Origin of the sequence: Flavobacterium tyrosinilyticum (genome assembly GCF_023656565.1) — a bacterium.
GTDB classification, from domain to species: domain Bacteria; phylum Bacteroidota; class Bacteroidia; order Flavobacteriales; family Flavobacteriaceae; genus Flavobacterium; species Flavobacterium tyrosinilyticum.
In genome coordinates, this window is record NZ_JAMOKG010000004.1 from 384602 (window position 1) to 401864 (window position 17263).

Consider the following 17263-nt stretch of genomic DNA (forward strand, 5'->3'; position numbering starts at 1 on the left):
TGGTTTTGAAAATAAATTATTAATTTGTACGAAAATTATTTTTAAAAACAATTCTATCTTCCCAACCTTTTTTAAAATTTAATCATCTATAGATTAAAACTCTCTTATGAAAAATATATTACTTGTTTTATTATTTATTTCCACCTCAGTATTTGCACAACAAAATGAAAAGAAATGGGAAAAAGTAATTGATTTTGAAAATGAAGGAAAAACCAAATCAGCGAATGAATTAGTTGAAAAAATCTATAAAGATGCCGTTTCAGATAAAGATGAAGCCGAAATGATAAAATGTTTTTTCTACCATTCAAAATACTTGCTTCTTATTGATGAAAATGCTCAGAATAAAATCTTAAATAATCTAAAAACCGATATAAATCGAGTTTCTATACCTTCAAAAGCAATTTTGAATCTCGTTTATGCAAAATGCCTTAATGATTATTTTATTCAAAATAATTATTCCATCCGAAATAGAACAAATATCAACACTCTAAATGATGACTTTTTAACTTGGACAGCAGTCAATTTTACGGCCCAAGTCAATTTAATTCTAAAAAAAAGTTTAGAAAATGAACTTGTTTTAAAAAATACTCCGCTTTCAAAATACGATCAGATATTTGACTATTCGGCTTTAGAAGAATTTAAAAACGAAAACTTATTTGATTATATCATCAAAGAAAATATCGCCATTTATAGTTCAAAAGTTTATTCTGCGAGCTTTGCTCAAGAAGATATAGTTAAATACAAAAATGCCTTATTAGGAAGTTCTGCCAATTTCACAAAACTGAATTTAGACTTTATAACTTATGACGATTTAAGTTTAGCATTATCATTATACCAAAAACAAGAAACCATAGATCCAAAGCAGGAAAATCAATGGGAGCGCATTGAGTTTTTAAAAAACAAATTAAATCTCTCCAATGAAGAATATCTTGATGTCATAATTCGCTTTCAAAAAAATGTAAAAGACAATTCGCTTATTCAGAAAATTCAATTGGAAAAAGCCTCAATTCTTGATCGAGAAGCATCAAAAGAATTGAAGCCAAATAATAATATCGAGGCCATAGCAATTCTTGACAGCATAATAAAAGTAAACAATCGGTCAAATGCTTATAAACTTGCGATACAAAGAAAAGCAAACATTCTTTCCAAATCTTTATATGTCCAGTTGGAGAAATACATTTACAATGAACAAAATGCGAGGGCGTTTATTCATTACAAAAATGTAGATACTTTAAAAGTTTCATTTTATAAAATAACTCATAAACTGCTTCTCGATTTTAAAACAAGAAATCTAAACCAAGACAGTTTGGTGAATAGCATTGTTTTAAAAAATGCTCCTTCTTACACAAAAGAGTATTCACTGGTAAACAAAAAAGACTATTTTAAATATACCACCGAAATACTTTTGCCCAATATAAAAACTGGATCTTATTTAGTTTATTTTGAAAGCAATTCTGACATTAAAAACACGAAAGCTTATACGTATGAAACTATAACTTCATCAAACATTAGTGTTCTTGCCTCTCAAGAAAATGAAATCGAAAAATATCAGGTTTTAGATCGAAAAACGGGAAAACCTATAGAAAATGTTACCATAAAAACTTATAGTGCCACCTTTAAAACAGGAAAAAATGGAATCGCAATTTACAATACTAAAAATGTAAAGTACAGAGGTGATACTCTCGAATTGTTTACTTCAAACGATAGTATTCTAATTCACAAAGATTACATCAATTACAGTATAGATTATGATAAAAGTAAAAATGAAGAAGATGACGATTATAAAGGAAAAGTCGAATTTTATTTGGACCGAGCCATTTATCGTCCAGGGCAAACTCTTTATTTTAAAGGAATTGCTATTAAAAAGAAGAAAAACAAAACCAGCGTTGTTCCGCAAACCTCTTTTAAAATTATTTTTAGAGATGCATCTTATAATGAAATCAAGAAATTCGATGTAACGACCAATGAATTTGGTTCTTTTTCTGGCGAATTTATTTTGCCAAAATCAGGTTTGACAGGTTCTTTTGGAATTTCTGCTCAAGAATCGGATAATTCGAAAAATGATATTATTTATAATAAGAAAGAAAACGATCACCCGTTTTGGGATCATGTCGACTTAGAAAATTCTCAAACCTACTTTAGAGTTGAAGAATATAAACGTCCAAAATTTGAAGTCACTTTCGAACCTAAAAAAGAAACTTTTAAAGTAAACCAATCCATAAAAGTAAAAGGAAACGCCAAAGCTTTTGCTGGCAGTTCGATTTCTGATGCAAAAGTTACTTATAAAGTTACACGATATGCAGGCTATTACGCGAGAGACTACTATTCGTCAAGTTCAAATGAAGTTTTAGTAACAGGCGAAACCAAAACAGATGCATCGGGGAATTTTGAGATTGATTTTATCGCTGTTCCTTCTGAGGAAAGTTCAAAAAAAGATCTTCCAGTTTTCAATTATCTTATAGAAGCACAAGTAACTGATATAAATGGAGAAACTCACGATGCACAAACAAATGTAAAAGTGGGTTATCATGATTTGGTTCTAGAAACTGTAATTAATCCTCAAATTAATACAAAAGATAAAAATGAAATTGTTTTAAAAAGCAACAATTTAAATGGTGAATTTTTAGCTGTGAAAGGTGAAATAAAAATATATTTCGTAAGTCCGTTGCCTAGCAAATTCAAAAAACGAGTATGGCCTACGCCAGAAATTCAAATATTATCTGATAAAGATTTCGAAAAACTATTTCCGTACGAACAAAACGGTCAGGAATATAGCAAAGAAGATGAAGTCTTAGTGTATTCGAAAAAAGTAGACACCGAAAAAGATAAAAAAATCGCATTAGATTTTATCTCAAATTACAAATCTGGAAACTACAAAATTGTCTTTTCAGCAAAAGATAGTTTTGATAATTTAATAGAAAACACAACTAAATTCCAGATTAAACAAAGCAAAGATAAATTCAATCCAAGTGTATTATTTTCGGCCGTACAGATAAATGAAGATGCGAAAAAAGATGGTTTTGTATTATTAAAATTAACCTCTGTCGTTCCGGAACTTTATATTTCAACAATTGGAAATTATGATAGTAAAGTCTTTTTTGAAAAAATCATTCATTTAGAAAACAGCGAAACGACAATAAAAATTCCGCTAAAGAAAGAGTTTTACAACATATTAAGAATCGGGTTTCAAAGCATTTTTGAAAACGAAGTTTTTTCTAGTGATGTAGCAGTTGCATTAAAATCTATTACTCCAAAATTAGAATTTAATGTAGAAACATTCAGGAGTAAAATACAACCTGGAAATCCAGAAAACTGGTCATTCAAATTAAAATCAAAAGACACCAAAAATGAAGCTGAAATTTTAGCTTCCATGTATGACAGTTCATTAGATCAGTTTACAAAAAATGATTGGAATATATTAGCCATAAACGACTATAATTATAACAGAAGCTATAAGAAATCGTCATTTGGTTTTGATCAGGTTTCGGCCTCTATTATGTATTTAAATATACCTCTAAACCCACTTGAACTATTTAGTGAAGACACTAAATTAATGTCTTTTGGATTCGATTTTAACAGCAAAAATAATATTCATCAAAAGAGACTGTATCAAATGCAGGTTGCTAAAAAGGCTAAAAAACCTTTCAATGCAAAATTGATTTCTGGAATTGTAACTGATAATTCTGGACTTGCCTTGCCAGGAGTTTCTATTGTAGTGAAAGGTACAAGACGCAGTACTCAAAGCGATTTTGATGGTTATTATGAAATAGACGCTAAAGAAAACGAAGAACTTGAGCTTAGTTATATTGGCAGCAAAACCCAATCTGTATTAGTAGGAAACAGAAAATTCATTGATATTGTTTTAACCAATGATTCAAGCGCTTTATCAGAGGTTGTGGTAACTACTGCATATGGCATTCAGAAAAAAGCAAACTTATCTGCTGCTATTACTACAGTTAGTTCAAATGTTATTTACGAAGAAGACAATACTGTTTATGATATAAGTTCTGTAAACAAAAAAGCATTAGAAGAATTAAATAAAGTGAAAGCGAGAAAAAATTTATCTGAAACTGCTTTCTTTTTACCAAATTTAAAAACAGATTCACAAGGAAAAGTGAGTTTCTCTTTTACCTCTCCAGAAGCTTTAACAGCTTGGAAACTTCGCTTATTTGCACACAACAAAGAAGCTGTTTCTGGTTATTTGCAGAAAAACGTTGTAACTCAAAAGGAATTAATGCTTTTACCAAATTTCCCGCGTTTCTTTAGGGAAAAAGATACGATTGTTATCACTACGAAAATTTCGAATGTTACCGCCGAAGCCAAAACTGGAATTGCTGCTTTACAACTTTTCGATGCTGTAACAATGGAACCAATTGATGCTAAAATGCTAAATGCAGATAACATTAAAAATTTCACGGTTCCAGCGTATGGAAATACTACAGCAAGCTGGACCGTTACAATTCCTGAAGGTTTACAAGGCGTTCAATATAAAATCGTGGCGAAATCAGGTGATTTCTCGGATGGAGAAGAAAATATTATTCCTGTTTTAACCAACAATATACTTGTTACAGAAAGTATTCCGATTTGGGTTCGTGAAAATTCGACGAAAGAATACACTTTTGAAAACTTAAAAAACAATAATTCGGCAACATTAAAAAATCATCAATTTACATTTGAGTACACTTCAAATCCTGCATGGATCGCAATTCAATCTTTACCTTATTTAATGGAATATGAACACGAATGTTCAGAACAGACCTTTGCCCGATTTTATTCGAATGCGCTTGCTACAGAAGTAATTTCAAGCAATCCGAAAATTGCAGCCGTTTTTGATGAATGGAGAAAAAAGGGGAAAATCAATCCAAAATTAGAAGAAAATGAAGAGCTAAAATCAATTATTCTAGCAGAAACGCCTTGGTTAAATGATAATCAGAATGAAGATGAAAAGAGGAAAAGTTTTGCAGTTTTATTTGATTTAGAAAAAATGAAAACTTCGCAAGAAGTCACTTTCGAAAAATTAAAAAAGAAACAAAATTCTTATGGTAGTTTTTCATGGTTTGAAGGCGGTAATGGAGACGATTACATTACTAGACATATTTTAGCCGGATTAGGCCATTTGTCAAGATTGGTTAAAAATCAAAATCTTAAAATTGATGAAATTACTAAAAGCGCAATTCCATTTATAGATGGCAAGTTTTTACAAGAACATCAAAAAAGAGTAAAATTCAATAAAAAAACGAACAGTTTAATTTGGAGATGGCCATATTCTAATTTGCATTATTTATATAGCAGAAGTTTTTATTTAGAACAATATCCGCTTTCGGACACTTTAAAAAAAGTAACCAAATTATATCTAGAAACGGCAAAAAGAGATTGGCTAGATTATTCAATTTATGAAAAAGGACTGACAGCTTTAGTCTTAAATCGTTTTGGAGAAAAAGAAAGCGCTAAAAAAATCATTGAAAGTTTAAAAGAAAATTCATCTAACAATGAAAATTGGGGAATGTATTGGATTGCCAATAAACCAGGTTGGTACTGGTATCAAGCGCCTATAGAAACTCAAGCTCTTTTAATTGAGGCTTTCGCTGAAGTTTCTCAAGACACCAAATCTGTTGATGCAATGAAAGTCTGGCTGCTAAAAAACAAACAAGCTAAAAACTGGCCAACAACAAGATCAACTAGCGAAGCAATTTATGCATTATTACTTCAAGGCAGCGATTGGCTTTCTGTAAAAGACAATACAGTTATAAAATTAGGAGATGAAAAAATCATGACCAAAAAATTATCAAAAAATGAAAAAGAAGCCGAAACAGGATACATCAAACTAAACTGGAAAGCTGAAGAAGTAAAAAAAGAAATGGCTACGATTAGCGTTCAAAACAAATCTAAAATTCCAGGTTTTGGCGGTGTTTATTGGCAGTATTTTGAAAATTTAGATAAAATTAAAAACAACACTGGAGCTGTTTTATCTGTTTCGAAAGAATTGTATCTAAAGAAAAATACGCTTAAAGGTGACGAATTGCAAAAGATAACAACTAAAAATTCTTTAAATATTGGAGATTTAGTTACAGTCCGTTTAATTATTACTTCGAAAGAAGATATGGAATACATTCATTTAAAAGATATGAGAGCATCTTGTTTTGAACCTGTAAATGTTCTTTCAGAATATAAATACTCAGATCGTTTGGGGTATTACATGAGTACAAAAGATGCCGCAACGCATTTCTTTTTCGATCAAATCAATAAAGGAACTTATGTTCTGGAATATGATATTCGAGTAAATAACAGTGGAGAATTCTCAAACGGAATTACAACCATTCAAAGTATGTATGCACCAGAATTTGCAAGTCATACAAAAGGAATTCGAGTAAAAGTTGAATAGTTTTTTCGGACTAAGCGAGTTTGTCAGTCTGAGCGAAGTCGAAGACCCGTTCCAATTGGCAAGCCTTCGACTTCGCTCAGGATGACATTCGATTTCAAAATTAGCTTTAGTCAAGAAATCAAACAACAAAAAACCCGACAAGCTTTTAAAACTTGTCGGGTTTGATATTTATAATCAGAACTAAAGATTATTTAGCAATCGTCAATTCGTCAATAATGTTTTTAGCACCGGCGTATTTGTCAATAATCCAAAGTACGTAACGAATATCTACGTTGATGGTTCTTTGTAATTTAGGATCAAAAATTACGTCTCCAGCCATAGCTTCGATGTTACCGTCAAAAGCAATTCCGATTAATTCTCCTTTTCCGTTAAGAACTGGTGAACCAGAATTTCCTCCAGTGATATCGTTATCAGTTAAGAAGTTTACTGGCATATAACCAGCTTTATCAGCATACTGTCCGAAATCTTTTTTCTTGTTCAATTCTAATAAACGAGCTGGCAAGTCAAATTCCTGGTCTCCTGCTTTGTATTTTTTAACCATACTTTCCATTGTAGTATAGTTATTGATTTTAGCATCGTTACGAGGATCTGCAGGTAAAGCACGAACTTTTCCGTAAGTTAACCTCAACGTAGAGTTTGCATCTGGATATTTAATTGCGTTCAATTTAGATTCTCTTAAACCTTCAACCAATTTACGGTAAGCAGTTGCAAAACCATCATCAGCTTTTGCTTGATCGTCTGTTTTAGAACGGTATTTTGTCAATAAATCATTAGAAATAATATACAACGGATCGTGTACAATTGCTAATGGTTTTGGATCAGCTAAAAATGCTAATACTTTTTCTTTATTAGTAAAATAACTAATCTCAGTTGCTTTTGCTACATCTGCAGTAAAGTCACCATTATTAGCCGTTTTCATTTTTGCAATTTCTGAAGCAATTCCATATTCAGCACCTTTCGAAGCGTATAAATTCAATTGAGCTGTCAAAATGTCTTTTTCTAACGGAGCATGGAACTCACCATAGATACTTTCCACCATTGCATTGATTTTAGGAAGCATTTCTGCTTTCTTAGCATCATTTTCTTTGTAGTAAGCAATTAATGCATTTCCTAAATTAGCAGGTCCAGTTGCATAACTAGAAGTACGTAAAAGTTGCATCAAATAATTATCATGACGTGCTTTTAAGTTTGTTTCTCTGTAATAATCGTTGATAGTCGGAATTACATTTTCGTATTTCTCTTTGTTTGCAGGTTTACTTGCCCACTCGTAGAATTTATCTTCTTGTTCTGCTTTTGTATCAACCGTTCCAGCTTTTGTTAAAGCATCGATCATACCTTGACGATTTTTCCAATAGTTTGCTGTAGAAGCATATTTAGAAGCATACTGTAAACGAACAGTTGCATCTTTATCCATATACTTTTTCATTACATCCATTCCGGTTTTTGCACCTTCAACCCAAGCAGGATAAGCATATTTAATGTTTTGCTCAATTCCTCCAGCTGGCATCCAACGGTTTGTTCTTCCTGGATAACCTAAGATCATTGCAAAATCATTTTCTTTTACTCCTTTTAAACTTACAGGCAAATGGTGTTTTGGCTGCAATGGCACATTGTCTTTAGAATATGCTGCAGGATTTCCGTCTTTATCTGCATAAACTCTAAACATAGAGAAATCTCCAGTCTGGCGAGGCCATTCCCAGTTGTCTGTATCTCCACCAAATTTACCAACACTTTCAGGAGGAGTTCCAACTAAACGCACGTCTGTGTAATCTTGGTAAACAAAATAGTAATATTCATTTCCTTGAAAGAAAGGACGAACAGAAACAGTGTATTTTCCGTTTTCGCTGTTTTCTTTTTCAATTAAAGCGATTTCTTGCTGAATGATCTTGTTTCTTTCAGTTTCTGTCATAGTATCATTTACTTTAGACAAGATTCTTTTTGAGACATCATCCATACGAACAAAGAAACGAACGTATAAAGATTTAGGCTTTAGTTCTTCTGAACGATTTTTTGCCCAAAAACCATTTTTTAAATGATTTTGTTCTGCAGTTGAAAGTTCTGCAATCGCGCTATATCCACAGTGGTGATTAGTCAATACCAATCCGCTGTTTGAAACGATTTCAGCTGTACATCCTCCATTGAATTGTACAATCGCATCTTTTAAGCTATGATTGTTGATACTGTAAATTTCTTCGGCTGTCAATTGCAAGCCCATTTTTTCCATATCTCTATGGTTCAATCTTTCGATAAACATCAAAAACCACATTCCTTCATCGGCTCTCATTGGGAAAGCCATAAGGCACATGGTCAAGAATAAAATTACTTTTTTCATGTTATTTTGTTTAAGTGATGCGAATATAACTCATTTTCGCAAAAAAAATAAGCTAAACAATCATAAACTAAACATAATAAACAAAACAAAAAGGTGATTTTGCGAAATTCACAATTTTAGCAAAACAAAAATAACCTTTAAATTTTAAAAGTTACTTCACAAAAAATAATAAAAAGATTAGATAAAATGATTTTAAACTTTAATTAAAACCATTATTTATAAAAATAAACTTTCAAAATTAAAATTATAAATTAAATTTTTTCTTACAAATTGTTTTCTACTACATTTGCCACCCAAACAAAAATTAAATTAAAATGAAAAAATTATTAGTAGCAGTTGTAATATTATTTACAACTATGGCAAGTGCACAAAAAAACTCTATCCTATTAGGTGGAAATGTTGGATTCTCTTCTGATAAAATTGGAGATTCTAAATTGGAGAATTTTGAATTCTCTCCTAAAGTAGGGTATCAATTTGCCGATAAATGGACAGCTGGAGTTGAAGGTTCTATTATGAATGTAAAAACAACAGGAATGGACAAAACAGAAAAATATAAAATTGGTGGTTTTGTACGTTACTCAACTCCGCTTTCAGAATTATTCTCTGTTTATGTAGACTTAGGTGCAGGATATCAAAACACTTCACTAAACAATGCAAAAGGAATGTATGCAAGTTTTGATCCAGGATTATTTATTAATATGAAAAATGGTTTTGGTTTGAATTTCTCTATTGGAGGAATCAATTACAATAATCTTGACGGAAAAAATGATCCAAGACAAGAGCGTTTTGGTTTTAACTTTGGAAAAACTCTAAACATCGGAATTTCTAAAAACTTTGGATTGTAGTTAAAAGTAAGATTTAGCCATCTTAATACTTTTTGTTTTTTCGTGCAAAAAGTAAAAACCCGACAATAAATAATATTGTCGGGTTTTATATTTTTAGTAAAATACTTTTACTCGTTAAGCATTTTCCAAAGTCTGTCTTTTAAATCTGTTAAACCTTGCTGGGCAACAGATGAAATAAACATATAAGGAACTCCATTGAATGAAACATCCAATTCTGCTTTCAGCTCTGCTTTCAATTCGTCATCCAACATATCGCATTTTGAAATAACGACAAGACGTTCTTTATCTAACATTTCGGGATTGTATTTTGTCAATTCATTCACCAAAATATCATATTCTGCCTTAATATCAGCGGTATCAACCGGAATTAAAAATAACAACGTTGAGTTACGCTCAATATGACGCAAGAAATAATGACCAAGACCTTTTCCTTCGGCAGCACCTTCAATAATTCCAGGGATATCAGCAATTACAAAAGATTGAAAATCTCTGTAGGCTACGATTCCTAAATTTGGTTTTAAAGTCGTAAACGGATAATCGGCAATTTTTGGTTTTGCTGAAGTTAATACAGACAATAATGTAGATTTTCCAGCATTTGGGAAACCAACTAAACCAACATCGGCCAAAACTTTAAGTTCTAGAATAACATCCATTTCTATTCCAAGCAAACCTGGCTGTGCATAACGAGGTGTTTGGTTTGTCGAACTTCTAAAATGCCAGTTTCCTAAACCTCCCTTTCCTCCTCTTGCAAGAATCTGTTTTTCTCCGTGTTCCGTAATTTCAAAAAGTGTCTCTCCAGTTTCTTTGTCTTTTACAACAGTTCCTAGTGGCACTTCAATGATTTTATCTTCTCCATCTGCACCTGTACTGCGATCGCCACCTCCATCTCCACCGTGACCAGCTTTAATGTGACGTGCAAACTTTAAATGAAATAATGTCCAGAGTCCTTTATTTCCAACTAAATACACATGTCCTCCACGGCCTCCATCTCCTCCGTCGGGACCTCCTTTTTCAATAAATTTCTCTCTATGTAAATGCGTAGATCCTTTTCCTCCTTTTCCGGAAGAAACATATATCTTAACGTAGTCTACAAAATTTCCTTCTGTCATTTTCTTTGTTTATGTAAAGTTTCATGTTTCATGTTTCATGTTTCAAGTTGCGTAATGCATAATCTGAAACTTGAAACCTGAAACATGAAACAAATTTTCTCTCTACTCTTTCAATGCTCTCACAAGCACTTTATCAATCTTAACGCCGTCCATATCGATTACCTCTAGGACGAATTTCTGCCAAACTAGTTTTTCGCCTTCTTTTGGAATATGAGAAAGCTCAGTCATGATCATTCCGCTTACAGTATTTACTTCGTAATCGTTTGTTAGTTCGTCTAACTCGAAATAAGTTAAGAAATCATGTAACGAATAATGTCCGTCAACAAGCCACGTACCGTCTTCTCTTTCTATTAGCTGGAATTCATCTTTATAAAATTCAGATGCATCTCCAACCAAAGCTTCCAGAATATCATTCAAAGTAATTAAACCTTGAAAAACTCCATATTCATCCGAAACTAAAGCGTAATGAACTCCCGTTTTCTTGAAATTTTCTAAAGCTTTATAGGCTGTTGTCTGCTCCATTAAATAAGGTGCATCAGAAACTATTGCTGACAAATCAAAATTATCGTTTTCGATGTTAGCAAAAATATTTTTAAGCGTTACAACTCCAACAATATCATCATAATTATCATTATAAACTGGATAAACAGTATGCAGATCCTGAACTACCAATTCTTTGATCTTTTCTCTATCTGCTTTTAATGGAAGCATATCAACAGATTTTCTGTGCGTCATTAACGAACTTACTTTTCTATCTCCGATATGGAAAACACGTTCCACAATATCCTGTTCTATTTCCTGAACTTCTCCTACTTCCGTACCTTCTTTAATAATGGCTTTAATTTCTTCTTCTGTAACTTTTCCGTCAGCAGTTGGTTTTATCTGAAAAACATTCAGCAAAAAATCTGTAGATGAAGTCAATAACCAAATAAATGGCGCCGTAATAATCGAAATCACTTTCATTGGCATTGCCACCATTTTAGCAATAGCTTCTGGATAATTTAATCCGATTCGTTTTGGAAGTAATTCTCCCAAAACCAATGAGAAAAAAGTTAAAACTACCACTACAATTCCAACTGCGATTGAATGCGCATAAGGTTTAAGAGTTGCAAAACCTGCTACAAAAAGTTCTACATCGGCAGTGATTTTGTCGCCAGAATAAATACCCGTCAAAATTCCGATTAAGGTAATTCCGATTTGTACAGTAGATAAAAACTTATTTGGGGAATTGGCTAAATCGAGTGCCGTTTTAGCACTTTTGTTGCCTTTTTTCGCAGCAGTTTCCAGCCTGTTTTTACGGGCCGAAATCAAAGCAATTTCAGACATGGAGAAAACTCCGTTTAATAGAATTAGAAAAAATATAATTAGTATTTCCAATTGATAGGGGATTCGTTATAAAATAGTCTCGTTAAATGTAATTTGTATTCAATTTATTAAGGCTGTCAATTAAAAAACTAATTTTTCTAACCCAAAAACTTTGATTGTCAAAAACATTTGAAAAGCCCGTTTTAGAGTTAGAAAAATAGTTTTTTTGAGCCCGATAATTATCGGGTAGTAACGTACAGCTTAAAAAAGCTTCTACAAATTATCTATAACTGACGTTAAGCGCTCTGTAATTTGTTCAACTGTTCCGATACCGTCTACAGCATGAAATTTGTTTTGTTCTTTGTAATATCCAATTAGCGGAGCTGTTTTCTCATTGTATTCCTGATATCTCACACGAATTTTTTCTTCGTCTTGATCATCAGCTCTTCCACTAGTTTTTCCTCTTTCTAATAAACGTGCTACCAAAATCTCATCATCAGCTTCTAAAGCGATTGTTGCTGTTACGCTTGACCCAATTGTTGGTAAAAATTTATCTAAAGCTTCTGCCTGATTGATTGTTCTTGGATAACCGTCGAACAAAAATCCTGCAGTATCTGGATGTTTTTTAACCTCATCAATTAACATTGCAGTTGTTACTTCACAAGGAACCAATTCTCCATTGTCCATAAAAACTCTTGCTTTTTTTCCTAGTTCAGTATCATTTTTTAAATTAAAACGAAAAATATCTCCTGTTGAAAGGTGTGTTAAATTGTATTTTTCTTTTAAAAATTCTGCCTGAGTTCCTTTTCCTGCACCAGGCTTTCCAAATAAAACGATGTTAATCATAATTGAAATGAGTGTTGTTACCTCTGTCTTTCAGAAGTCTTTAAATGAATATATAGTTGTGTTTTGTTATTCTGCTAATTTGTAAACTTCAGTTAGGTTTCTTCCTAGACCATCGTAGTCTAAACCGTAACCTACAATAAATTTGTTCGGAATTCTAATTCCGATATAATCTATTTTTATATCTTTTTTATAAGCTTCTGGTTTAAAAAACAAGGTCGCAATTTTAAAATGCTTTACATTCTGCGCTTTAAACAAATGCTTTAATTCTTCGATTGTGTTTCCGGTATCAATAATATCTTCGATAATAATTACCGTTCTTCCAGACAAATCTTGGTTAATTCCAATTAGTTCCTTAACCGCATTTGTTGTTTCAGTTCCTTCATACGATGCCATTTTGATAAACGAAACCTCGCACGGTTTTTTATATTTTTTCAAAAAATCTGACACTACCATAAAAGCGCCATTCAAAACTCCAATAAAAATTGGCGTCTCATCTCCAAAATCATCTTCGACCTGAGCCACTATTTTAGTTAAAGCAAAATCAATTTCTTTAGCCGAAATAAACGGAACAAATTCTTTATCGTGAAGTTGTATCATTATTTTTCATTTTAAAATAATGGACAAAGATAAAGAATTAGAACTTAACTGCTTCTATCAAAATGGAGTGTATCGAGATATTTTTTAAGAATGTTAAATATCAGTTAATGTTTACAAATTATTTTTTGAGACTACCCGAATTTTAAGTAAATTGTTGTACTATAATTATTTAACTCCAAAAAACCAATGAAAAAATCCTTAACCTTATTTTCAATTCCGTTATTAGCCTTAATGACTGCCTGCAATGGTCAAGTAAAAAAAGAAGAAAAAGAAGCTTTGGCGAAACAGCCAAACAATGTTGTAAAAACTGCTATCGGAGATATTACTCTTCCTCCGCCCTATGCAACCGAATCAAAAAGCAACAATAGTAAAGTGATTGGCTGGCCCACTGACAAAACTCCAAAAGCTCCAGAAGGTTTTACCGTAACTAAATTTGCTGACGGATTTGAGAATCCGCGTTGGACTTACATTGCGCCGAACCAAGATATTTTTGTGGTGGAAAGCGGAACTCGCAACAGTAAAAACCAAATTACCGTTTTAAGAGATAAAGACAAAGATGGAAAATTTGAAACTAGAGAAGTTTTTATTTCTGGACTAAACAAACCTTTCGGAATGCTAGTCTTAAAAGACTTTTTCTACATTGCCAATACCGACGGATTATATCGTTATCCTTATAAAAACAATCCGCTTAAATTGGAAACTAAAGGAGAAAAAATTCTTGAACTTCCTGCGGGAGGTTACAACAATCACTGGACAAGAAATTTATTGGCAAGTCCAGACGGAAGCAAAATTTACGTTTCTGTTGGTTCCGGAAGTAATGTTGGCGAAAACGGGATGGACAAAGAAGTGCGTCGCGCAGCAATTTTAGAAATTAATCCTGACGGAACTGGAGAAAAAATCTTCGCCTCGGGTCTTAGAAATCCAGTTGGAATGGACTGGAATCCTGCCAACAAAGAACTGTGGACTGCAGTAAACGAACGCGACGAGTTGGGCGATGATTTAGTTCCCGATTATATTACAAGTGTAAAAAGAGACGGTTTCTACGGATGGCCCTATTCTTATTTTGGAAATATTCCTGATCCGAGAATGAAAGGCGAAAGAAAAGATTTAGTCGAAAAAGCAATTGTTCCAGATGTTCCCGTTGGTTCACATACTGCTTCATTGGGATTGGCTTTTTATACTAAAGATGCTTTTCCTGCAAAATATAAAAATGGTGCTTTTGTAGGTCAGCATGGTTCTTGGAACCGTTCTAAAATTTCGGGTTATAAAGTGTTATTTGTTCCTTTTAAAGATGGAAAACCGTCAGGAAAACCTGAAGATTTTTTAACAGGTTTTATTTCTGATGCAAACAAAGCAGAAGTTTACGGACGTCCAGTTGCTGTAACAGTTATGAATGATGGATCGCTTTTAGTAAATGATGATAGCAGCAATACGATTTGGAAGGTTACAGCCAATAAATAAATCACAATACTTAAATCTCAAATTCCAATTCCGAAAATTATTGGAATAATTATAAAAAGAAAATTTTAAACACATAGAGACATAGATTTTTGTTTAAAAAGATGTTATTAAGAAAACTCGTTTTCACACATAGTTTTGCTATGTGGCTTTTGATAAGTGAAACGCCTTTTTTGCCTCAATCAATGCTATGTTTCTATGTGTTAAAAATAAATCTCAATAGTAATCTGTTCAGATAAAATTCCAAATTCCTAGAATTGCTACATAAAATATATGTTTTTAAAAAAATACTATTTTCTAATTATTGTTTTTTCGATTTTACAAAATCTAATTGCACAAGAAAAAGAAGTCCAAAATATTGATTCTGTCAAAACTCAAAAACTGAATGAAGTTTTAATAAGTCCACTTCATATCAATCGTGATTTACAGACTAGTCCCGCGTCGATAGGCATTTTATCCGAAAAAGAATTACTTCGAAATAACACTACAGACATTAGCAATGTCATTAATACAATTCCTGGCGTTTTTATGCAATCGTCAAATATCACGACAACCCGAATTTCAATTCGGGGAATTGGCGCTAGAACTCCATACGGAACTAATAAAATTAGAGCTTTCTACGGAAGCATTCCGCTGACATCTGGAAACAGCGAAACGGTAATTGACGATATCGATCTTCAAAACATCAATCAACTTGAAGTCATAAAAGGACCGCTTTCGAGTATTTATGGAGCGGGTTTGGGCGGAGCGATTTTGATTTCTCCTCAAACCTTAAAAAAAGACAATTATCAAACTGAAATAAGTTCTGTTTTTGGTTCTTTTGGATTATTGAAAAATAGAGTTAGTTTTGATTTGAATGAAAAAAGTTCGTCTTTAAGTCTTAGTTATCATAATTTGAAGACAGACGGATGGCGTCAAAACAGCGCTTACAATCGGGAAGGAATTACACTTTCGGGAGAATTATTCCGAAAGAAAAACAGTAAACTGACATACTTCTCTAATTACACTTATTTGAAAGCTTACATTCCGAGTTCCATCAATAAAACTACTTTCGAAAATAATCCGCAGGCGGGCGCGCCAACTTGGGTTGCTTCACAGGGTTATAAAGAATATAAATCAAATTTGGGCGGATTAGCTTATGATTTCCAAATAAACGATCACCTCAACAATTCGACTTCGGTTTTCATCAATTATAAAGACAGCAACGAACCGCGACCTTTTGATATTTTACGTCAATATACTTTTGCTGCAGGAGTGAGAACACAGTTTTCAGGAGATTTTAAAGTTGGGAAAATCAAAAATCAATTTATTGCCGGATTGGAATATTTCAGAGATAATTACAGCGGTAATACTTTTGAAAATCTATATCAGCAAAATAACGGAAAAGGAAGTTTGCAAGGTGATCAACTTACAGCAACTGACCAGAAAAGACATTTTTACAATGTTTTTTCGCAAATCAGAACTTTACTTTCTGATCAATTTGAAATTCAGGCAGGATTAAATTACAACAAAACCAAATTCGAACTTCAGAATGATTTTCCCGCTTCCGCGAATGATCCGAAAGAAAAATATAGTTATGATGGGATCTTTTCGCCACAACTTTCTTTTCTATTTAAGCCGAATGAAATTCAGACTTTTTACTTTTCTGTAAGCCGAGGATTTTCTCTTCCCGCAACAGAAGAAACTTTAACTTCAACAGGAAACATCAATCAAAATATTAAACCCGAAACGGGTTATAATTTTGAATTGGGCGGAAAACTTCATTTCTTCAATAAAAAACTGTACACCCAAATTGCCGTTTACCGAATGGAAATTAAAGATTTATTAGTTGCCAAAAGAATCGGAGACGATCAATACGAAGGCGTAAATGCTGGAAAAACTTTTCACGAAGGGATTGAAATTTCATTAAATCATAATTGGTCAATAAATCGAATTTTCAATTTAAACTCTTACATCGGAACATCTATTGGAAATTATGAATTCAAAGAATTTGTCGACAACGGAAATGATTATTCTGGAAATAAATTAACTGGAGTTCCCGCAAATACGGTAAGTGCTGGTTTTATTTTAAACACGAATTCAGGATTTTATTTTTCAGCCGATTTTCAGTTCACAGATAAAATCCCAATGAATGATTCAAATGCTGATTTTTCAGATTCTTATTCTCTTTTGAATTTAAAAACCGGTTATCAATTCGAAATTTTATCTGGTTTAAAAGCACGTATAGACGCTGGAATCAATAATGTAACAAATGAAAAATATGCTTCCATGATTTTAACCAATGCAACAGGAGTTGGAAATGCGCAACCGAGATTTTATTATCCTGGATCACCTATAAATTATTACGGAATTATCTCATTAAATTACTTATTTTAGCATTGTATTAAAT

The 17263-nt window shown here is 32.5% G+C and carries 9 protein-coding genes; 4 read left to right on the plus strand and 5 right to left on the minus strand.

The window, feature by feature from the left end; genetic code table 11:
- Positions 1–106 precede the first annotated feature (106 nt).
- Positions 107–6382 carry an alpha-2-macroglobulin family protein gene (locus NCC77_RS22000; protein ID WP_250837479.1) on the plus strand — a complete coding sequence of 2092 codons (6276 nt, stop codon included), beginning with the start codon at positions 107–109 and terminating at the stop codon, positions 6380–6382.
- A 187-nt stretch (positions 6383–6569) separates the two neighbouring features.
- Here the strand turns inward: NCC77_RS22000 and NCC77_RS22005 are convergent, their stop codons facing one another.
- The gene (locus NCC77_RS22005) at positions 6570–8714 is read right to left on the minus strand and encodes a S46 family peptidase (RefSeq protein WP_250837480.1); all 2145 of its coding nucleotides are present in this window, start codon (positions 8712–8714) and stop codon (positions 6570–6572) included.
- Positions 8715–9028: 314 nt separating this feature from the next.
- Between NCC77_RS22005 and NCC77_RS22010 the strand changes: the two genes are divergently transcribed.
- Positions 9029–9559, plus strand: coding sequence for an outer membrane beta-barrel protein (locus NCC77_RS22010; RefSeq protein ID WP_250837481.1), 531 nt, complete (start codon positions 9029–9031; stop codon positions 9557–9559).
- 107 nt (positions 9560–9666) lie between these two features.
- On the opposite strand, the gene obgE is transcribed toward NCC77_RS22010, so the two are convergent.
- The 4 genes from obgE to hpt form a co-directional block, all read right to left on the minus strand.
- Positions 9667–10668, minus strand: a complete 1002-nt coding sequence (obgE, locus tag NCC77_RS22015; protein WP_248728288.1) for a GTPase ObgE — start codon at positions 10666–10668, stop codon at positions 9667–9669.
- Between the two features lie 102 nt (positions 10669–10770).
- Positions 10771–12045 (minus strand): hemolysin family protein, encoded by a 1275-nt coding sequence (locus NCC77_RS22020; RefSeq protein WP_284705100.1) that lies wholly within the window; start codon positions 12043–12045, stop codon positions 10771–10773.
- 201 nt (positions 12046–12246) lie between these two features.
- Entirely contained in the window at positions 12247–12819 is a 573-nt protein-coding gene (locus NCC77_RS22025) for an adenylate kinase (RefSeq protein WP_250837483.1), read from the minus strand.
- Positions 12820–12885: 66 nt separating this feature from the next.
- The gene (gene hpt, locus NCC77_RS22030; RefSeq protein ID WP_250837484.1) at positions 12886–13416 is read right to left on the minus strand and encodes a hypoxanthine phosphoribosyltransferase; all 531 of its coding nucleotides are present in this window, start codon (positions 13414–13416) and stop codon (positions 12886–12888) included.
- Positions 13417–13602: 186 nt separating this feature from the next.
- On the opposite strand from hpt, the gene NCC77_RS22035 reads away from it, so the two are divergent.
- On the plus strand, positions 13603–14877 hold the full coding sequence (locus NCC77_RS22035) for a PQQ-dependent sugar dehydrogenase (protein WP_250837485.1): 1275 nt from the start codon (positions 13603–13605) through the stop codon (positions 14875–14877).
- A 270-nt stretch (positions 14878–15147) separates the two neighbouring features.
- Positions 15148–17250 (plus strand): TonB-dependent receptor, encoded by a 2103-nt coding sequence (locus NCC77_RS22040; RefSeq protein WP_250837486.1) that lies wholly within the window; start codon positions 15148–15150, stop codon positions 17248–17250.
- The last annotated feature ends 13 nt before the right edge of the window (positions 17251–17263 follow it).